19 protein-coding genes are annotated in these 20,383 nt (G+C 37.4%); all 19 read right to left on the bottom strand.

What is annotated here, in order from left to right:
• Nucleotides 1–44: 44 nt before the first annotated feature.
• Entirely contained in the window at nt 45–782 is a 738-nt protein-coding gene (locus VSQ62_RS04310; RefSeq protein WP_334633432.1) for a hypothetical protein, read from the bottom strand.
• 10 nt (nt 783–792) lie between these two features.
• A complete protein-coding gene (locus tag VSQ62_RS04305; RefSeq protein WP_334633431.1) occupies nt 793–3,174 on the bottom strand; it encodes a hypothetical protein in 2,382 nt (793 codons plus the stop codon).
• Nucleotides 3,175–3,277: 103 nt separating this feature from the next.
• Nucleotides 3,278–4,399, bottom strand: a complete 1,122-nt coding sequence (gene aepY, locus VSQ62_RS04300; RefSeq protein WP_334633430.1) for a phosphonopyruvate decarboxylase — start codon at nt 4,397–4,399, stop codon at nt 3,278–3,280.
• 15 nt (nt 4,400–4,414) lie between these two features.
• Complete coding sequence (gene aepX, locus VSQ62_RS04295) at nt 4,415–5,710, bottom strand: phosphoenolpyruvate mutase (RefSeq protein WP_334633429.1); 1,296 nt, start codon at nt 5,708–5,710, stop codon at nt 4,415–4,417.
• On the bottom strand, nt 5,707–6,849 hold the full coding sequence (locus tag VSQ62_RS04290; RefSeq protein ID WP_334633427.1) for a 2-aminoethylphosphonate aminotransferase: 1,143 nt from the start codon (nt 6,847–6,849) through the stop codon (nt 5,707–5,709). Before VSQ62_RS04290 ends, aepX begins: the two co-directional genes overlap by 4 nt.
• A gap of 38 nt (nt 6,850–6,887) precedes the next feature.
• Nucleotides 6,888–7,784 carry a sugar phosphate nucleotidyltransferase gene (locus VSQ62_RS04285; RefSeq protein WP_334633426.1) on the bottom strand — a complete coding sequence of 299 codons (897 nt, stop codon included), beginning with the start codon at nt 7,782–7,784 and terminating at the stop codon, nt 6,888–6,890.
• A 17-nt stretch (nt 7,785–7,801) separates the two neighbouring features.
• A complete protein-coding gene (locus tag VSQ62_RS04280) occupies nt 7,802–8,788 on the bottom strand; it encodes a sulfotransferase family protein (protein ID WP_334633424.1) in 987 nt (328 codons plus the stop codon).
• Between the two features lie 11 nt (nt 8,789–8,799).
• The gene (gene wecB / locus VSQ62_RS04275) at nt 8,800–9,912 is read right to left on the bottom strand and encodes a non-hydrolyzing UDP-N-acetylglucosamine 2-epimerase (protein ID WP_334633422.1); all 1,113 of its coding nucleotides are present in this window, start codon (nt 9,910–9,912) and stop codon (nt 8,800–8,802) included.
• An 8-nt stretch (nt 9,913–9,920) separates the two neighbouring features.
• The gene (locus VSQ62_RS04270; RefSeq protein ID WP_334633420.1) at nt 9,921–10,517 is read right to left on the bottom strand and encodes a hypothetical protein; all 597 of its coding nucleotides are present in this window, start codon (nt 10,515–10,517) and stop codon (nt 9,921–9,923) included.
• A 6-nt stretch (nt 10,518–10,523) separates the two neighbouring features.
• Complete coding sequence (locus tag VSQ62_RS04265; protein ID WP_334633418.1) at nt 10,524–11,966, bottom strand: oligosaccharide flippase family protein; 1,443 nt, start codon at nt 11,964–11,966, stop codon at nt 10,524–10,526.
• Nucleotides 11,967–11,970: 4 nt separating this feature from the next.
• On the bottom strand, nt 11,971–13,182 hold the full coding sequence (locus tag VSQ62_RS04260; RefSeq protein WP_334633417.1) for an O-antigen ligase family protein: 1,212 nt from the start codon (nt 13,180–13,182) through the stop codon (nt 11,971–11,973).
• A 3-nt stretch (nt 13,183–13,185) separates the two neighbouring features.
• Entirely contained in the window at nt 13,186–14,316 is a 1,131-nt protein-coding gene (locus tag VSQ62_RS04255; protein ID WP_334633416.1) for a glycosyltransferase, read from the bottom strand.
• Nucleotides 14,317–14,327: 11 nt separating this feature from the next.
• Nucleotides 14,328–15,185 carry an AAC(3) family N-acetyltransferase gene (locus VSQ62_RS04250; protein ID WP_334633415.1) on the bottom strand — a complete coding sequence of 286 codons (858 nt, stop codon included), beginning with the start codon at nt 15,183–15,185 and terminating at the stop codon, nt 14,328–14,330.
• 84 nt (nt 15,186–15,269) lie between these two features.
• Nucleotides 15,270–16,406 carry a glycosyltransferase gene (locus VSQ62_RS04245; protein ID WP_334633414.1) on the bottom strand — a complete coding sequence of 379 codons (1,137 nt, stop codon included), beginning with the start codon at nt 16,404–16,406 and terminating at the stop codon, nt 15,270–15,272.
• A complete protein-coding gene (locus VSQ62_RS04240; protein ID WP_334633413.1) occupies nt 16,393–17,253 on the bottom strand; it encodes a LicD family protein in 861 nt (286 codons plus the stop codon). The genes VSQ62_RS04245 and VSQ62_RS04240 overlap by 14 nt, the downstream gene beginning before the upstream one ends.
• A 29-nt stretch (nt 17,254–17,282) precedes the next feature.
• Nucleotides 17,283–17,735, bottom strand: a complete 453-nt coding sequence (gene tagD, locus VSQ62_RS04235; protein WP_334633411.1) for a glycerol-3-phosphate cytidylyltransferase — start codon at nt 17,733–17,735, stop codon at nt 17,283–17,285.
• A gap of 40 nt (nt 17,736–17,775) precedes the next feature.
• On the bottom strand, nt 17,776–18,072 hold the full coding sequence (locus VSQ62_RS04230; protein WP_334633410.1) for a hypothetical protein: 297 nt from the start codon (nt 18,070–18,072) through the stop codon (nt 17,776–17,778).
• A 37-nt stretch (nt 18,073–18,109) separates the two neighbouring features.
• Entirely contained in the window at nt 18,110–19,186 is a 1,077-nt protein-coding gene (locus tag VSQ62_RS04225; protein WP_334633409.1) for a Gfo/Idh/MocA family protein, read from the bottom strand.
• Between the two features lie 11 nt (nt 19,187–19,197).
• Nucleotides 19,198–20,376, bottom strand: a complete 1,179-nt coding sequence (locus tag VSQ62_RS04220; protein ID WP_334633408.1) for a DegT/DnrJ/EryC1/StrS family aminotransferase — start codon at nt 20,374–20,376, stop codon at nt 19,198–19,200.
• Nucleotides 20,377–20,383: the final 7 nt, after the last annotated feature.

The following is a 20,383-nucleotide window of genomic DNA, read 5'->3' as shown; positions in this document are numbered from 1 at the left end:
ATATTTTCATTTCAATCCAATTTATATAGAGAGTGAAACCCCTCTCACCGCTTCGACAAAGGCCGCCTCAGCTCCATTTTCTTTGCGATCTTCTCCGGCACTTCGATAACTCCGAACCGATAAAGCATAGGATAAATGAAAGAAATACCTCGGATGTCTCCCAGTGACTTCGGTCTGTCAACAATTTCTCCCTGCAGCTCCACCGCCTTCTGAAATGCCAGCATAAAAGAACTCCACACCACCGTCTTGCTTTCCTTTCGCCTGCTCACGATCAGTTCTTTGTTACATTCTCCATTCCGTCCCCTCTTCAGCTCATACACGAATGGCAGCCCGGTCGCCGTATGAAAAGGATAATTCTGAAATGCTACCACCGTCTCCCAAAGCTTATCCTCACCCATATCAGTAGCCAGTTCCCTCACCGCCTGCTGCCTGCTCCGGAATATATTGATCCGCTCCGCATTCAGTGACAGTTCCTCCGGCTTATAAATCGCCTTCGTATAAGGCAGATATCCATTGACAGATGACTTTCCAAGTCCGATTATCCTCTGGATCTCCGCAACCGTCTTTCCAGCATAATACAGTTCATTAACTTCATCTGAAATATCATTGCAGTAGGCTCCGGCCGTGATCAGCAGCTTCCTGATCTTCAGTGCCGACATGCCAAACTCTTCCGCCGTCAACTTCAGCTCCCTGGTTTCATCATAGGACTCCACCACTGCTGCCATCAGTTCCTTCATGATCTTCTCTGCATCGTAGGCAAGTTTCTTCTTCGGTCTAGACATAAGAAACCTCCTACATACCGTACTTTTCAGCAATCTTTTTCAGAGGATCTTCTTTTACAACCATGTCCTGAAAAACCATCGGTTTATAATCTTCAAAGACAGGAATTCCCTTCCACTCCGGTTCAATACATTCCAGATAATAATCCATAGTATCCGAATTGTGTAGATATCTTATAAGTTCCTCCGCAGATGGTTTGCCGCTTTCCCCCCATAGAACTTTTTTCTTAAGAAATTTAACCCCTTTCTCTTGTTTATCAAGTATTCCGTGAACATATGGATTAGTGAAATACTTTATTATTGTGGCATCATCTGTTACAATTACTCCGTCAAATTCCAACCCTGTAAAATCATATACATCGGTACATACAATTTTGATAATATGTTCCTCTTCATAAGCTTCCTCCGGTAACTTGATGTTTGCCAGTTCTTTTATTTTTTTCCAATCTTTTTTTACAATCTTTACACGACGATTAACCTGATCCACGCCTTCTAATATAGGCTTACGTCTTCTGTAGAGTTCAACATCGTCATATGGTTGCAACAACGATTTCATCTCTAAAATGATGAGATAATCATCAATCAAAGCTATAAAATCAAATTCAACATTCCTCCCATCATAAGCCATGAACTCTATTTTATTTGTATTTATTCTGAGACTTTCTACCGACTGAAGTTTCGCAATCAGACTATTCTCCAGTTCTTTACCGATCGGAGCAAGGTTTACATTGTTTCGATCGAGAAACACCTCTATGTTTCGGTCTAGGTTCACCTGATTGATTAAGCCTTCCGATAAAAGAATCATACCAGTTCCTACACTGACCAGTGGATTAGTAAATAAATCTCCTAATCTCTTATTCCGTGATACACTATTATCAAAAACATAAAAATCAATAAGTCTCTTGGCTTTATCATTCTTCAGCCTGGAAACAGAAGCATATTCCCTATACAAGTATTCTAAACTAACCGGCAGAGCAAGATCCTCTTGTACACCCGACCGGATTACAGCACAATAAACCACTTTGCTTAGAGTATATAAGAACACATAGGCATCCAGATATTCCTCAACACAGATATCATTGAACTGTACCGTAAAATAATAAGGTTTATTTCTCTTTTTGGTGGATGCTATTACTGGTTCCGCATACGATTTAAGTATTTTATATTCCTCAGCACCAAAATGGAAAGCCTCGATATCCTTGGTATTCAGCCTGTCAGAGGCAGTCAGATATTCAGAATAAAATCCACCGGGCAAATGCTCCACACCGTCATAATTCAATCCTGTATCTTTTGATTTCCTGCTTACCGAGGCTTTCAGACTCTCATTAGCAGCCTCAATCATGAAATTGTGCTTATTACGCAACCCGGCAGCTATATGAATTTTAAAAGCCTTTTCATCTGACGGCCAAAAGCAATAGCCTTCCTTCCCGTCAGGATCCTTTGAGGTTCCTATATACCATCCTGAATAGCGGAATCCCATTTCCATTCTGGATAATAGAACATCAAGCATTGACAGCGCATCAAGCATTGAATAGTCCGGTGACTCATACGGCGTCTTAAATCCATCTTTTGTATCATCCATGGATATGGCATCATTACCCTTAAGATGAAACACATACCTAAACAGAGCATCCATATCCTCTATCAACTGCTCAAAGCTGTCGCCAAACGAAACATGTAAGTCTGGATTGATAGATGAGTTCTCTGATGCTACCTGCGATTCAAAACCGGTAATATATTCTTGAGAATGCCACCTTTTTGCCATCTCTTCTCTAACAAGATTATTCTGGCTCTGAAAGAACACCAAAAAACTTTGAAATATCTGCGGTAGCGACAGTTCGAGAAATGCGGACTCATTTAACCTCTTCTCATTTTCAACCCTATTGTTATAGAGGCACTCATACAGAAACATAAGCTGCACTAATTCTTTGCAGCTTGAATTAGCCATTTCCTTTGAAACACCGGATCCTTTATTTTTTGACATACGGTCGATATTACTTATAGACAAGATTAGAATCTGCCTGGTTTTATCATAATCATCCGCATTAAAACCATAATTCAATGGATTCTTAAAAAGATTTCCTTCAGAATAGAGCACCTTTTTAAGCCCTCTCTTGTAAAGGAACCAATCATCCCTAGCCATGTTAATAACTGATTTCACGCACCTCCTGATATCACCATCAGTATAAGCTTGCTTAAAGATTTCAGCCTTATCACTAGCCAGATCATCCTCAATATCCTGGATATGCTGAAGGAATGCGTCTTTTCCGCCAAACTGCTCAAAAGCTCCAGTAATGTCCTGTCCTTGCTTTTCAAATTCAGTGAATAGATTTTTATATTTATCGACCAATGTATCGTTTGTTTTTATGCTTTGATTTCCCTTTTTATTGCCCATTGTTTTTTACCCCCGATCAATACTGACCATTTTGAATCATTTCATTTCAATCCAATTCAGCCAAAGACAGAAAACCGCTTTTCACCAGTTTTCTTGATTTTTTTCACAGAGTATTCAAATACTCCATAAAGTTTTGTTTATTCTCTAAAGCGGTTGTAGTTGGTCTTCCTAAGTCTTCTCTCGCACCGATGCTACATTTCACCTCAATAAGGCTTAACTCGTTTCTGTTTTTAGCAGCCTCAAGCTCTCTGTCAAGATTCTCAAAGGTATCAACAGATACAGCATTTGGATAGCCACATGCTTTTGCTATGGCTACCAAGTCGATACTTCCGGCTACTGTAGGCATACCACCAACTGTCTCATGAGCTCCATTATTAATCACCACATGGATCAAATTGTTTGGCTTATTCGCTCCTAACACCGCTATTGAACCCATATGCATGAGAACGGCACCGTCACCATCAACACACCACACTCTTGCATCAGGCTTATTAATAGCCACGCCAAGAGCAATGGAACTACTGTGCCCCATTGATCCCACAGTTAAGAAGTCATACTTATGACTCTGTCCATACGCAACTCTCGTCTCAAACAGCTCACGACTGGCTTTACCCGTTGTAGATACAATAGGATCTTCTCCGGAGGCGACTACGATGTGATGGATGATTTCCTCTCGCACCATCGTATTATCATTCTTGTACTCAACCTTTGGAGCATCAGTCAAAGCGCCCTTACGAATTACAAAAGCCACATCCTTGCCTATAGCTATGATAGAATTGAACTCCTCCATTTTCGCCTTCAGTTCTTCTTCGGTTGTATCAGAACCAACGATGAAGCTTTTAATTCCCATATCCTCAAGGAGTTTCACAGTAACTTCGCCTTGGTAGATATGCTGAGGTTCATCATGAACGCCAGGTTCTCCGCGCCAGCCAACAATAAACACAACCGGGATAGCATAGACCTTATCATTTAAAAGGCTTGCCACCGGATTAATGATATTACCCTCTCCTGAATTCTGCATGTACACAACCGGAACTTTTCCGGTTGCCAGATGATATCCAGCAGCGAGAGCAGTACAATTACCCTCATTCGCTGCAATCACATGATGCTTCGGATCAATTCCATATCTATCCATCAAATAATTACACAGTGCTTTCAGCTGACTATCTGGAACTCCAGTGTAAAAATCTGATCCTATAATCTCAACAAATTTTTCTACCTTCATATGTCCGTTCTCCTCTTACAGTTCATCAATCAGTGTGATGATCTGCTTGATTGGCATAAGTCTGTCATCAACTTCTTTAGCCCTATGGAACTTTAGAATATCCTCTGCTGTCTTCTGCATCGCAGGGAATGCGGATCTGGTGAGCTGATTTGCGTAGATAACGATATTTACACCATGAGAAGCAAGCTCATCCTCTGTGATCGTATTAAAACTGCTCGGAACAACCACAATCGGAGTAGTCTTGTCTTCTTCTCTGAACTTATCACAGAATTCCACAATCTCGGCAGGATCTTTCTTACGACTATGGATCATGATACCATCAGCACCCGCTTTTACGAACGCAAACGCTCTCTCCAGTGCATCATCCATGCCGCGTTCCAAAATAAGACTTTCAATTCTCGCAATGATCATAAAATCATCGGTGAGTTGTGCTTTCTTACCGGCTGCGATCTTTACACTCATTTCTTCGATAGTAGCCTGTGTCTGCTCAACTTCAGTTCCAAAAAGAGAGTTTTTCTTCAGCCCTTTCTTATCCTCGATGATTATGGCACTTACACCCATACGTTCAAGAGATCTTACTGTATACACAAAATGCTCTGTAAGTCCACCAGTATCGCCATCAAAAATAATAGGCTTTGTGGTAACCTCCATGATATCATCAATAGTACGAAAACGGGAGGTCATATCCACTAACTCAATATCCGGTTTTCCTTTTGCTGTACTGTCACATAAAGAAGACACCCACATTGCATCAAACTGATCCAGTTTACCCTCATGTTCAACAACTGTCTTCTCCACGATCAAACCAGTCAAACCGCTGTGAGCTTCCATAACCTTTACAATCGGTGTCATAGAAATTAACTGGCGAAGACATTTTCTTCGATACTCCGGCATAGCAAGCCTTTCACGAAGCTGCATATCAATCTTCTTTACCTTTTCACTATAAGTATATGGAATATCAATAAGTTCACCGCCGTATGATTCCAGTAATTCTTCTACATGATCACGAATTGCCCTTTCAGGTCCTTCAAGCCAATTATCACCATGAATCACATAATCAGGTTGAACCAATGTGATCACATCATTATAAAGCATATCGTTCTGGATTACAACATCTTCAACACCGTCAATCCCTCGATAAAGCTTTACCCTTTCATCCTGACTTATAGTAGGGAATTTATTATATCGAATCGACGCTTCATCTGATAGACATCCTACAATAACCTTCCCTCTTTTATGAGCTTCTTTAATAATATTCAGATGTCCATCATGAATAACATCGGTACAAAAACAAGTATAAACCGTTTTCATTTGGTGTCTCCTTTATAAATCACCGGTGTCTGAACACCTGTTTTTTCAAGTGCTTCTTTGAATACCACAAAGAAATCTTTTATATCAGCTTCATCTATTGCTCCAAGAGCACAAAGCCTGAATGTGTTTGTAGTGCTAATTTTTCCGGGGTAGATTGTGAAGCCACGCTCATAACAGTAATCATGAACAGCCTCAAAGCTCCAATTAGGATCATCCGGGTATATTGCAGAAGAAACAAGACCTGTTTTCCACTCAGGCTTAATTACCTGACGGAATCCAAGCTCATCAAGACCTGCATTGATGGCATTGAATACTCTTGTATGTCTTGCCCACTTCGCTTCTTCGCCTTCAGCCCAGTATTCCTTCAAAGCCTGAATTGTGGCATATATAGTCTGAACTGGCGGAGTGAAATGCATCTCCCCAGTCTTCTCAAAGAACTCGTACTGGAGATAAAGATTGCAGTAATAGGAACGCTTAGGATAAGACGCTGACTTCTCTATAATAGCTCTATTTCCCACTATAAAACTAAGTCCTGTGAAAGCCATAAGTCCCTTCTGAGCAGATGCCATACAGAAGTCGATGTTATCCTCTTTAATATTGATAGGCCTCATGGCGTAAGTACTTGTAGTATCAACCGTAAACACTGCTCCATACTTATGCGCCAATGCGCCAATCTCTCGAATCGGATTCAGAATTCCTGTGCCTGTCTCGTTATGAGTAGTATGAACAAGAGCGATGTCTGGATTATCCTTAATCGTCTGCTCCACCTTTTCAAGATCCGGCCTCTGATTCACAGGGAATTGAAGGTCGATATGAGGAAGTCCGTAGTACTGACAAATCTCTACAGCACGGGTAGAGTATGCTCCATTATTTACAACCAGTACTTTCTTGCCTTCCGGGAGCAAGCTGTTGATAGCCACATCAATATTGATGGTGCCGGAACCGCAGAACAAAACAGATGTATACCTCTCTAAATCACCATGTACGATTTTAACCAAGTCTTCCCGCAGCCCTTTCATGAGAGATCCGAATTCTTTTTCACGTGGACAGATATCCGGTATAACCTGTGCATACTTTACTGTGTCCGTTGTGGTTGAGGGACCCGGATTCAACAAGACATTTTTTTTAATTGGTTCCATTGCGGTTACTCCTTTGCTTTTTTATTCCTGCACTAAACTTATACATTATATACCTCGTCGATTGCTTTAAGTTCATCAAAGGTATCGATTTCAACAATATCTTCGTCGAAGCACTCCATCACTTCGACAGCATAATTTTCTTTCCTATATACCAAAGGGACTTGCTCCCAGTATTTTTCTTTTCCACCAGGGCTTTTATAGATATCCGCTATATCCTGACTCAACTTTTTCCCATCATTTTCATCCCAATAGGAAATTCCTACCATCTGCCAAATATCATCCCCTTCGCCCCCTACTTTTTCTTCGATAATAATTCCGTCCTTCACTTTAAAACACCAATCATCACTTTTATCCTTTTTGATTGCAAGAAAGTCAGATGAATAATGATATTTCTTTATGATTTTAGGATTATTTATCAACAAATCCGCCTCAAACACATACGCATTCGACAACAGATATCTTGCCACCAGCGAGGAGCTAATATTATTTGCTTCATTATATACAGGATTTTCTAAAAATTTGATCATCGGATATTTGTAAGACAACTGATCAAATAATTCCCCTAGGTATCCTCGAACAATATATATTTCATTGATACCAGCAGACAAACATGCATCAATTAAACGATCAATAATCCTGATGCCATGAACCCTAACCAAAGGCTTTGGCGTATTTAATGTAATAGGGATGAGCCGTTTGCCAAAACCAGCAGCAATAAATATGGCCCTCTTTACGCGGTATGGTTCAAGAGCTGCAAGTCCTTCTTCAGTAATGTTATAATTCTCAATATACTTTTTACTTACCAGTTCATCTGTTATTTGACTGATTGTTCGACAATCATATCCTGTAAGCTTTGCTAACACACTCTGATCCAATGCACTTGATGATAATGCTAAGGCTACTAAAACATCAAATTGTTCTCTTGTTAAAATCATAATCGATATCTTCGCTTCTAAAAGAAATCCCCTGAGGGTTTATAACCTTCTGGAAAGACGTATAAATAATCTTTCAATTCTTTTTCTATGTATGCAATATCAGATGCTAATTTAGGAAATCTCATCTTTAATTGTGTGTTATTAATTGACACTTCCGGTTTAAAGTACATTCTGGGTTTAACATGGTCATCAATACCTAAAAATACTTCGATACGTTTTACAGTAATCTCATATTGAAAAATCAAATCTTCAAACTGAACATGCAAAACTCTATCTGATTCCTCTTTAACACAATTATCCCAACACCTCTTATACCAAGTAACAAATTTTTTTGCATCCTGTGATGGGAAACATGCTGTTTCATGCCTTACATTGCCCAAAATATAAATATCCCGAGGATCCCTATCTACAACAATTGTCTTTCCATCCACACAAAATTTCATGCTTAATTCTGGCCTAAATGCAGAAAAAAATTGGTTAAAGACTCCTATCTTACCTTCTACCGAAAACATATCGGCAATATCGTTGAGGTACTTTGAAGTCAAAGTATTAAAATTCGTACAGCAGTAAGCTAAATACATAGCCCGTTGATTCCAATTCGTAACTTTTTTTGAGTAATGATATATTAGCGATGAAATACTTTTTTTTAAGTACCATATATAATATTTCGCCCCTGATAAACGTGTAGAATCAAAGTAGGATCCACCATGCCAAGTATCTTCAACAATCGAATCAATGTATTCCCTGCTTTTTTGAAGGAATAACTGTTTTTTATCTTTGGGCATATCACATCGTAAACATTGATTCCAAAAACGTTGAATTGCCACATCTCCATTAAAATATGTTGCGGTATGATTCATATTATATTCCAGATCAAGCAGACCATCAGGCATATATGCAAATGCAATTTCTTGCTTTACACAGTTAGTTTCACTATATTCCGCCAACAGGTCAATAACAGCACTTGAACCAGAGTAATTGTATCCACTTACACTTACTAACATCTTTTTTCCTCTCAAATAAATCTATTATAATCTTTACCTTCAAGAATATCGGCTATTCTCTCACATGCATGTCCATCACCATATGGATTGCATGCATGTGACATCGCAGCGTAGGCATCTGGATTTTCCAAAAGTTCTTTAAAACTTTTATATATTTCATCTTCACCTGTTCCGACCAATTTTAGGGTTCCTGCTGTCACCCCCTCTGGTCTTTCTGTAGTATTCCGCATGACAAGAACAGGTTTGCCATAGGAAGGACATTCTTCTTGAATTCCTCCTGAATCTGTTAAGCAAAGAAAACACCTCGCCTCAAAATTATGGCAATCAAACACATCTATCGGATCAATAATATGAATCTGTTTATAGTCTCCAAGCTCTTCGTCCGCAGCTTGACGAACGACTGGATTCATGTGTATAGGATAAACTGCTTTGCAATCAGGGTGTTCATTGAGTACTCTCCGAATGGCCCTAAACATATGATGCATTGGTTCTCCGATGTTTTCTCTACGATGGGCTGTTATAAATATTAGTTTGTTATCTCCAACCCACTCCAATTCAGGATGCGTATAATCTTTTTTTACTGTATGATGCATCGCATCAATTACAGTATTTCCCGTAACAAATATTCTCTTTGGATCCTTCCCTTCTCTTATGAGATTCTCCGCTGCAAGCTGAGTTGGGGCAAAATTATACTGTGAAATTATCCCTACACATTGCCTATTAAACTCTTCTGGATATGGTGAGTATATGTTATATGTACGTAACCCTGCTTCAACATGCCCGACCGGAATTTGAAGATAAAAGCATGCAAGAGCAGTAACAAATGTGGTAGATGTATCGCCATGCACCAAGACAATATCCGGAGCTACATCTAATAAAACTTTTCTTATCTTATCAAGAATATTTGTCGTTATATCAAATAACGTTTGCTTATCCTTCATTATCGACAAATCATAATCAGGCTCAACTCCAAAAGTATTTAATGCCTGATCCAACATTTGTCTATGCTGTCCAGTCACACATACAAAGGTCTTGATTAAAGATCGTTTTTTTAGCTCATTTACAAGTGGACACATTTTTATAGCTTCTGGTCTTGTCCCAAACACCAACATAACTTTTTTCATAAATCTCTTTATCCTTTTATATTTTTTTTACTGTATGTCATTGCTGCCGTAAGAATTCTGTTTGATATTCTTTGAACAATGAACGCAGTGATTATCGTACATAGTAAAACAGCAATAATATTTATGCCTATAACCGGAATAATACGAAGCAATGACAACGGACCAATTATAAATATATGATGTGTCAGATAAATAATGTATAAGTATTTATCTGACATATCAAGATAACTATTCTTTTCAATTCTTCCTAAAAGTGCATAAAGGACAACAAATAAGCATATACCAAATGCAACCTTTGAATACTGAATAAAAAAGCTCATCAAGATATCATAGAAACCAGTAAAATTAGGTTCATTTAATTCAACAACTATGCGAACTGCGCACATCAGAATTGCAATAGCTGAAGATACAACTATTAAAACCTTGGGCATTCTCTCTTTACTTTTCTCCACCACAATTGCTATAAAGTATCCTGCAATATAACATATTATGCTATCCGCTCTGAAGAACGAACCAAATAAAGCCCAATATAAAATGTACCCTATTGAAATCAAAACAAAAGCACCAAATTCTGTCTGTCTAAGGATTATCGCTTCTTTACCCATATAAAATCAAACCCTTCTTTTAATTTTATTCAAACAGATACTTATGATTGTTCTAATCGTTTCCCTATATAAAAACGAAATAGCAGCTACTATCACTAGATAAAGAACCACTGAAACTATCCCCATTTCAAAAAATGTATTATACACAGCATAAATAATCGACAAAAAAGCGGATAGCCAGAATTTCAATGGTTTGTGATCAAACCAATAATATCTGTTTCCAAACCCCGTCCGAAGTGAATAAAAGGCGACATATGATAATCCTGTAGAAATCGCTGCTCCTTTTGCACCCAGATATGGGATTAATAACATATTTCCTACAAAATTAACAACACATACGATAGCAGCTATAATAATATGAACATAGCTCTTTTTCTTTACAACTACCCCTGTAACCGTTGTTTCTGAAATTGTATACATAATCGGGTGCAATGCTAAAAAAGGTATTATTTGAGCAGCCTCTCTATACTTTATTCCCAACAACAGACCAAACACGTCCTTGCAAAGAATAAATGTCATACCAAACACAAACATTATCACGGTAATTGTTATGTTATAACGTGTATAAAAGCCACGGTCTTCCGGTGCTTCCTCGTAGTGTTTTACAGATGTAGGTGCCCAAACAGCGTTAAAAGAAGATTGAACAATAGCAAATACAGCAATCAATGTTGTTGCGCTCGAATAAATCCCCACGACTGAATAATCGCATAAATACTTCAGTGAAAGCTTGTCAATCGCTTCAAACAATGTTGTCAATCCCATTGAAAGAATAAAAGGCAAACTATATGTTAACAACTCCGATATTTTAACAGAAATGGATGTTTTTTCTTTCCAAAAAAACCATATATCACGATATGAAATCGTTGAAAAAGCAAGTGCCATTAAATAACCCATTACAAGACCAATTGCCAATGGCAAAAAATCATTTCTTTTAAATAATTCAATAATGATAACTGCAACTATTACATATGAAGATTTATATATTATACTTGCTATAGAGTAATACTTTCCATTACCTTCTAGCCTTAACAAAAGACTTGCAAATCGAAATAATATCTCACAAAAAACACCACAATAAAAAAGAATCCTAATACCTGTAAATTCAAATACTATAGTATCCGTTGCCAATAGCACCTCAAATGCGATACATACTATAGAAAAGACTATAATTGGAATAATAACACAAACCGAAACCAGCCATCTTTTGTAAGAAATACTTTTGTCATGATAATAAAATCTCACCATTGCCTGATCCAAGCCAAGACAAAGAACCATAACAGCAATACCAATATAAAGCGTAAATATATTTAATTTTCCATACTCATCAGGCTCCACTAATCTAGTAAAAATAGGCGTCGAAATGAAGCCTATTACCATATTAATAATAGTGCCTGCCCCTATATGCATTACCGTCTCAAAAAAACTCTCTTTTTTATTCAATACCTTCATTGGTTCACAAACTCTCAACTTTATCAATATTATTCTCGTACCCTATAATTACTGCCCAAATACACCATAGTGTTTCCATACCCATAACTGAACTACAAGAAACTGCTCCTAAAATGTAGGCAAATAGATATGCTGCAAATAAGCGTGAAATAATGGATCCCCTTTTTGAATTATTAATACAAGTAAGAAGAAGTTTCACATAAGAATAAATATATAATGCAAATACAATTGGTCCATATGTAAAAAGAACTTCTAACCACCAAAAGTGTAAGCTTCCTCCCAGAGCCCCCATATGATCGATAATTTTATTAGGCAAATTACCCGCACCTACACCCAAACCATAAGAATCAATGAAGCAATCCCATCCTGTCTTTAGCAACTCTACTCTCAATGTCTCTTCAGACACTTTTATTCTTACAACATCGCTAAATTGAGAAACAATCAAATCTCCAACAGGAGAAATTGCCAGTAGTCCACCTATCATCATCAATGCTACGAAAAATCCAACTCTTTTTGATGATTGCTTAGAACCTATAAGAAAATAAAAGATAATTCCTATAATCAAAGCTATAGCATTTGCTCTTGATTTAGTACAAACAATCAGGTAAATACATGAAATAATTAGACCTCCCCATAACAATCTCATTATTTTTATCTTACTGTTCATAAAACAGATGATTAATACAGTAATCCCAAAAAGTAAAACTGTAGCAAGATTGTTAGGATTAGAAAACACTGATGTAGGGGAACCATCTCTTATCAAAGCATATACTTTAGTTTCATCAGCCCAGCGATATACTCCGGTAGCAATTTCTCGATATGCAATAAAATTATGCACGCCAATCAATAATGCAAAGAAAACACAAGCTTTATTAAATACCCCTGTGTTTACTATATTGTATGAGTAAAACAACACCAGTGCGAATGCGATAAATATAAAAAAAACTGCTTGAAACCATCGTGTCGTATCCGTGCACCACAGATAACTCAAAAGGGCTTCGGCTAGCCATACGGCCATACATATAATATAATTATTTAGTTTTAGGGATTTTAAAATAGTGAGTAAAAATGCTATAACTACAAGTATCCTAAATAGCGATAACTTAAATCCGCCAACCGTTATAGCTAAGAATGTTACCGCAAATAGGGAAAGCCCAAATATAGCCATGCAAAGTATGTCAGTAATTGATATTTTACTAGTTTTTCTTATTATCATTGGTCATTCACTATCAACCTTAAAGAATGATATTTCCTTTTCAATTGTGTTCTTCTTGCTACACTTATCAGAGATAAATTCACTACATTTTCTGGACAATCTTAAATACTCATCGGGATTAGATATTAAATACTCAATCAGTCTAACCATTTCCGTTTCGTTTCTACATTTCAATTTTTCATCTGGAAGAAACTCTGGTATAGCTGTATTATACAATGTAATTGGAACCAACCCACTTGACATTGCTTCACACATAGACACACCTTGCGCATCTTGCCTAGTGGGACAAATGAAAACACCATATTTTTGATGCCAGCTACTTATTTCATTTTGCTGTAACATTCTTCTTTCAAAAGAAACATTCTCATATTTAATAATTGGTGTGATGGTTTTTTCATACAACGGTCCATCTCCAACAACACAAAAGCTCATATTCTTAGCAGCATCATTCTCGTTAAGATCCTTAATGACTTTTACAGTAATATCATTAGCATATTTTCCTGAAGAGAACGCACGAATTGATATTGCATTAAACGCATCATTGGCATTTTTTTCAACATATGGAAATCTCGAATTATTAACGTAATTGGGAATAATCTCCCATCTAAATTTTCCGTTACACTTCCAATTTTTTTCGGCAATTTCTTTCATCCATCCTGATACTGCAATGAAACAGCAATCATGCCTGTTTGTATTAAGAAATCTTCTTATTCGGCGTATCTCAATAATATTATTTATTGAATACTTAATAAATCCCAAGATCAGACGCATATTGCCAAATGTTCCCTTAAAAATTCTCTGATACCAATATAACGCTTCTACCCCATGAACAAAAATAAAAACCTTTCTTTTTGACTCAACCTTATTTAATGCTGAAATCATATCTCCATTAATAAAGTGCATACATATACGTATACTATCATCATTATTAATCATTTTTGCGAGATCATCTGGTGACCCCTTATAGACATGGACATTTTCGTACTCATATTCCGACTTTTTACATTTTTTTTGTACAACAAATACCCTAGTAGGTATTCCACTATCCAAATATCCCAGCACTCGAGAATGCACAAAAGCATTCTTGCTAGGATTTTCTTCACTCACATAACCATTAACAACTACTAGTAACATCTTAACTCCATTCATTTTGAAAACATTCGTTTTTCATCAATACATTTATCTATACTATTTTTTGTATCATCAGCATTTACCAATACCATATCAATATTACTCAATTTTATATGCTTATAGTTTTGTAGTTGCTTGTATATTCTACAACGATTCTTTTTATTTGGGCGACCACCCTTTCTTTTTATCATAATCCTTTTCAGCTGCTGACCATCAGTTGGTGTATTAAGTAAAACTGACTCGTACTTTTCAGTAAAGAGATTCTTGCACCATATGTATTCATCCATCCTCCTATATTCTTCAACATGCATCTGTGTGATTTGAAGTGGATATTTCCCTAATCCAAGGAAAAGAACCTTACAACCAGGAATGGATAACATCTTGCTATACGTTGCTAAATCATCGAAACCTGATCTACTGCTAATCTGTGAGCATGTTAATTCTTTTGCATCAGGTCCCATCACTACCATTGAAAAATGGCTACAATTGCTTCTTATAACTTCATACTCTTTTCGAAACACCTCCGACAAAACACCTGCGGCAGATGGTGTAGTTTTAAGATCAAATATTTTTTCATCTGCACCGTAACAAGGCATTGCCAAATTGGCATCTTTACCAATTATGTCTATTATTATATCTATCGCGCTATTAGGTGTAGATGTATAATTATAGAATTCTCGCCATGCGCAATGAACGATAACACTATCTCCTCTACCTAAACCCATCTCCATCAATGCCCCTTTAAGTGCCTCGCGAGAAATGGGCTTCTTATATAACTGCTTTTCTATAGTTACTTTTTTGCGACGCAAATTATTTGTAATAGATTCATCTTTTTTGCACTTTAGTATTTTTCTCACAAAACCGTGTTTCATTATGAACACCTTAATATTCTAATTATATCGTCTAAATATCTTTTATAACAATCTCTATTCATACCAAACGAACTTTTTAATGGCCTATGAAATTTCATATACCTTGTCCAGAATCTTTACAGCATTATTCCACTCATACTTATATGCTGCCTTCTTCTCGTTATCTGCACATTTTTTCCAGAATGCCCTATCTGTTTTTAGTTTAAAAATCGCTTTCTTAACTTCTTCTATGCTATCAGTGTCACAAGCAATTCCGAAGCCGCCTTCATCTATTTGTTTCGCCATCAACTTATAAGTATTAGTTAGTATCATAGGTGTTCCAGTAACTATGCATTCAAAAAACTTTACCATCTCATCGCATTCACATGACTTTGATACCTGGGTATATCCGGCAAATACTATATCCGAATTTGCGTATAAGTTTGTTAACTCTTTTGTTCCATCAAACGGTCCATGAATAGTCACATTTTCATAGTTTTTTTCTAGTTCTTTTAATTCTTCCAGATCCGGTCCTCCACCATGTACATTGACTCTAACATCCGGCATACCTTTTACAGCCTCAAACAGTGTTGCGAATTCCTTTATCTGTCCCCTAACTGCTCCATGATATCCTATTCTAAACACTTCGCTCTCAGTTTTCGGAACACACTGAACCAGATTGGTATCCGGATAATTCTTGAGTGGAACTAGTTTGTCGTAAACACTTCTATAATTGTCTTTTAAATACAGATTGTTTTCATACAGCGAATAAAAACTTCGCTTGATAAAAAACCCGGTCATCAATCGGTAAATAAACACCGATAACGAAGTTTTGGGTTCATAATCCTCGTAAAATTCATGCATATCAAAGACCATAGGTGCTCTATTCGATTTCGACAAATACCATGTGATCGTACCATCAATGTCATTACAATGATAAAAATCCGGCTTGTGCTTTTTTAGCCATTTTCGACAACATGATATATACTTTAAAAAGGCTGGGATTTGTTTTGCCCCGCTACCTGCTACAGATTCAATATTGAAACGTATAACCTTTATTCCATCTATCTTTTCTTTTTTCGGGAGTGACGATGCATGGTATCTGTCCCAGCATAAAATAGTAACATCCATTCTTTTTGAAATAAGATAAACTGCTTCTTTATATACACGAACATCCGGATCAAAGGCATTCGTTAAGAGCATTACTACTTTTTTCTTTGTATTCTTACTATTCTCTTTCATCTCTATAATCCTTTATGTTTTTCGCATATTTTCTAAAATCTTCATCCGTTTTCCATAGCGATGAATGCTGTGCTCTTTTTATGCTTTCAATACTTGGAATTTCCATGTAATTCCCATACTGCTTCGTTAGATAGGTTTCAATATCATTAGGAATATAGAACTGTACATTTTCAAAATCTGTCTTCCTTACAGGGAAAATGGTTTCTTTTTTCCAGAATGATCTGTTATATTTTCTAAGGTCAGTGTCATAAAACTCACCGCTATTACTATTCCGATATTTATAAATAATCGAAAGCGCTGTTTTTCTTAAACAGTTCTTCGGAAATAGTCTCATCAGTGCAAAAATAGGGATATAAGCTTTTCTTGCTTTATAACGCCGATTGCTGAGTTCTTTTAATACAAGATACTGATTGGCCACATTCATTATCATTTTTTTCAGCTTTTGCTTTGGTGCCGGGAATAATATGAAAATATCAATGTATATCCCCTGATGCATATCATAATTCTTGTATAATTGCTCTAAATATGTCGTATTATTTATACGCAGTTTTGCGTCTGAGATCATCCCATTTACCGGTCTGATTTCCTGCAGGTAATAATCTGAGTTTCCCTTATGCTTAAACAATTCTCGAAACTTCTCATATCCGTCCAACGTCATATAGATATCAACATCATCATCCCAGGGTATGAAGCCTTTGTGACGTTTTGCTCCCAGAGCTGATCCATACGCAAGACAGTACTCTATTCCATTTTCAGAGCAGAATTCATCTATATAGACCAATTCCTCTAATAATTTTGCGTGTAACTGCTTCAGTCCCCAGTCATAATCACATTTATTCTGCGCCACTTTTCCTTCACCTCGGATTTCTTAAAATATCATTGCGGATTGGTATCTATATCATCGTGGGATGCCTTGGATTCCCCATCAACTGCATTTGCGTCATAAAGATCCTTCTTCATTTTGCTACTACTTATTTCCGGTGTTCTCGGAAGATATACTACTTCTACCCCCTCATCTTTTAAGAAATCAAATTTATCCTTCCAATCATCACCCATAACAAATGTATCGATGTGATATTCATGCATATCAGTCTTTTTCTGCTGCCAATTCTCTTCAGGGATAACAAGATCAACATATCTTATAGCTTCCAATAACTGCTTCCTCTGCTCGTAGGAAAAATATGTTTTCTTATGTTTTTCATTCCAATTAAACTCATCTGTAGAAATAGCTACTACCAGATAATCTCCCAACGCCTTAGCTCTTCTAAGCAGGTTTATATGTCCATAATGCAATAAGTCAAATGTTCCATAAGTTATTACTCGTTTCATTAATCTGATCCTCCCTTTGATGATCTTGGATCATCTTTTTTTATTTGTTGAATGCTTGAATGACATCCATAATCTTCAAGCAAATATCGGCATTACTTTGGTCAACTGATTCTGACTCTCTGTTCATTTGACGAAAAACTACTATCTTGTATGTTTCATCATATTCCTTCAATGGCTTGTTCTTTTCTGAAACAGTAGCAGCAAAAGCGCCATCACAATCCATCCCAATAAGCCAATGATCATCTAAAACAAATTCATTATCCAGCGGAGTATCAATATCCGTAATCTTATGTTGTTCACTTAAAAGAGCATTAATAACTATCTGCTTAGTTTGCATTATCTGATCTCCTTAATAGGATTAATTACCATAAAGCCTATAAACTGCCTTCTCCAAACATTCCTTTCATCCCGATAGACGCAAAACCACTTAACGGAAGTTTGACCGGTAAGCCTGTCAACTGGCTTTTATAAATTGCAAGCACCATCTCCAGAGCATTCCTTCCTGCTACTGCATCTACATACGGCTGGCGATCATGCTTTATTGCATCAATCACATCAGCAAATAAAGCCGTATGTCCATTACCGTATACATTACTTGTTTCTTCTTTCATTCCGGCCTTACTTTCTTCCGTATCTGCAAAATTCCATACATCAATGTTATTACAGGAAGTTCCGCCAAGCTTTACAGTACCGGTCTCACCAAACAGATACAATGTTTCTTCCAGATTCTTTGGATAAACATTAACCGTTCCTTCAATCGTTCCGATTGCACCGTTCTTAAACTTCACAACAGCCATGCCGATATCTTCACATTCAAGATAGTCATGATACTGTTGCCTCGTGACGCCATATACTTCGTCTACATCATTTCCCATCATCCAGCGAAGAAGATCTATCCCGTGTATACATTGGTTCATAAGAGCCCCGCCATCTGAAGCCCATTTGCCTCTCCAAGGTGCCTGCTCATAGTATGCTTTGTTACGGTTCCATCGTACATGGATGGATCCATGTGATATAGTACCAAAATGCCCACCATTAACTGCATCCCGCAATTCTTGAACAGCAAGATTAAACCGGTTTTGATGACATGCAGACACCTTCACACCTTTTTCTTTAGCTGTTCTGATTATCTCATCTGCGTCAGCCAGACTCATTGCAATAGGCTTTTCGATTATTACATTTAATCCCTTTTTTATACAATAGAGTGCTATCTCAGCATGAACGCCACTATCCGTAGCTATAGAAACAAGTTCCAATTCCGGATGATTATCTACCATTGCTTTATAGTCATTAAATCTTTCAACCACCTTATCATAGCCTGTCTTATCAAATAAGATATCTATTTGTTCCGGTATTGTATCGCAAACCGCAACCATTTCAAGATTGTTGTTTACTACAGCTTTAATATGATTTACAGCTATTCTTCCACAGCCTATCAGAGCATATTTCATCTTTGGTCTCCTTACTTCAAAACGTTCCTCATAACTTCAATAATGTAATTACGTTCTTCATCATACAGTTCTGGGAAAACCGGAAGAACGAAACTAGTTTTGCTCAGATCCTCGGTTACCGGAAGATCCCCCTCTTTATAGCCCAATTGTGCAAAGGCTCCCTGCAGATGAAGAGGAACAGGATAGTATGTACCCGTAGGAACTCCTGCCTCCTTTATCTTTTTCATTACTTCCTGAGCCTTTGGGTGTTTTAAAGCATAAATATAATATGAGTGCTCACAATATGTTGCTTCTACCGGAGTCATGAATTCTGTATCGTTCAAAGCCTCGTTATATAGTCTTGAGTTCTTTCTCCTTCCTTCAACAAACTCGTCCATATGAGTAAGCTTCTTGCGGAGAATAGCAGCTTGTATTGCATCCAGCCTGGAATTATATCCAATCAGATAGTTATAATACTTTGATTCACCGACAGGCATGTTGTCCGGAAAATCTATTCCTTTTAACTGATACTCCCACTTTAGCGTCCATAACCCATCTTTTCCTGAACCATGAACCTTTAATGAGCGACAAGCACGAGCTATATCCTCTTTGTCCGTAAGAACCATGCCTCCATCTCCATCTCCTCCAAGGTTTTTAGTTGGGAAGAAAGAAAAACAAGAAACATCACCAAGTGTGTGCTTCCGCTCACCCTTATATTTTGTTCCAGCAGATTGAGCACAGTCGGCAACTAAAAAAAGATTATGTTTCTTACAAATTGACCTTAAAGAGTCCATATCACAGCTTTGACCATAGAAATGTACAGACAAAACTGCTTTTGTTCTTTCAGTAATCGCAGCCTCTACGAGATTAACATCCATGCAGTATGTATCCGGATCAACATCTATAAACACGGGGGTTGCTCCAACCGCTGCTATACTTTCAGCCGTAGCAAAAAAAGTCCAGGCTACTGTTATAACCTCATCCCCTCTTCCAATGCCTAATGCACGAAGAGCAAGAACAATGGCATCAGTACCATTCCCACAAGAGATGCCGTACTTAGCGCCTTCATAAGCGGCAAATTCCTCTTCAAAAGCAGCAACCTCTGCTCCTCCAATGTAGCCTCCACTACGGAGAACTTTAAGCGCAGCTTCCTCGTATTCAGCTGCATATACCTCATGTTGACGCCGAACATCCATTAAATTGATTTTCATCCATTTC

The sequence above is a fragment of the Sporofaciens sp. JLR.KK001 genome (genome assembly GCF_036941055.1).
GTDB lineage: Bacteria > Bacillota > Clostridia > Lachnospirales > Lachnospiraceae > Sporofaciens.
The sequence above is the reverse complement of the archived record's forward strand: the minus strand, read 5'-3'. Positions and strand labels throughout refer to the sequence as shown.

Bases quoted from the DNA above. Each gene is read 5' to 3' on its own strand.
- VSQ62_RS04310 (WP_334633432.1), bottom strand. From the start codon at position 782: ATGTCTAGACCGAAGAAGAAACTTGCCTACGATGCAGAGAAGATCATG.
- VSQ62_RS04305 (WP_334633431.1), bottom strand. From the start codon at position 3,174: ATGGGCAATAAAAAGGGAAATCAAAGCATAAAAACAAACGATACATTG.
- aepY (WP_334633430.1), bottom strand. From the start codon at position 4,399: ATGAAGGTAGAAAAATTTGTTGAGATTATAGGATCAGATTTTTACACT.
- aepX (WP_334633429.1), bottom strand. From the start codon at position 5,710: ATGAAAACGGTTTATACTTGTTTTTGTACCGATGTTATTCATGATGGA.
- VSQ62_RS04290 (WP_334633427.1), bottom strand. From the start codon at position 6,849: ATGGAACCAATTAAAAAAAATGTCTTGTTGAATCCGGGTCCCTCAACC.
- VSQ62_RS04285 (WP_334633426.1), bottom strand. From the start codon at position 7,784: ATGATTTTAACAAGAGAACAATTTGATGTTTTAGTAGCCTTAGCATTA.
- VSQ62_RS04280 (WP_334633424.1), bottom strand. From the start codon at position 8,788: ATGTTAGTAAGTGTAAGTGGATACAATTACTCTGGTTCAAGTGCTGTT.
- wecB (WP_334633422.1), bottom strand. From the start codon at position 9,912: ATGAAAAAAGTTATGTTGGTGTTTGGGACAAGACCAGAAGCTATAAAA.
- VSQ62_RS04270 (WP_334633420.1), bottom strand. From the start codon at position 10,517: ATGGGTAAAGAAGCGATAATCCTTAGACAGACAGAATTTGGTGCTTTT.
- VSQ62_RS04265 (WP_334633418.1), bottom strand. From the start codon at position 11,966: ATGAAGGTATTGAATAAAAAAGAGAGTTTTTTTGAGACGGTAATGCAT.
- VSQ62_RS04260 (WP_334633417.1), bottom strand. From the start codon at position 13,182: ATGATAATAAGAAAAACTAGTAAAATATCAATTACTGACATACTTTGC.
- VSQ62_RS04255 (WP_334633416.1), bottom strand. From the start codon at position 14,316: ATGTTACTAGTAGTTGTTAATGGTTATGTGAGTGAAGAAAATCCTAGC.
- VSQ62_RS04250 (WP_334633415.1), bottom strand. From the start codon at position 15,185: ATGAAACACGGTTTTGTGAGAAAAATACTAAAGTGCAAAAAAGATGAA.
- VSQ62_RS04245 (WP_334633414.1), bottom strand. From the start codon at position 16,406: ATGAAAGAGAATAGTAAGAATACAAAGAAAAAAGTAGTAATGCTCTTA.
- tagD (WP_334633411.1), bottom strand. From the start codon at position 17,735: ATGAAACGAGTAATAACTTATGGAACATTTGACTTATTGCATTATGGA.
- VSQ62_RS04230 (WP_334633410.1), bottom strand. From the start codon at position 18,072: ATGCAAACTAAGCAGATAGTTATTAATGCTCTTTTAAGTGAACAACAT.
- VSQ62_RS04225 (WP_334633409.1), bottom strand. From the start codon at position 19,186: ATGAAATATGCTCTGATAGGCTGTGGAAGAATAGCTGTAAATCATATT.
- VSQ62_RS04220 (WP_334633408.1), bottom strand. From the start codon at position 20,376: ATGAAAATCAATTTAATGGATGTTCGGCGTCAACATGAGGTATATGCA.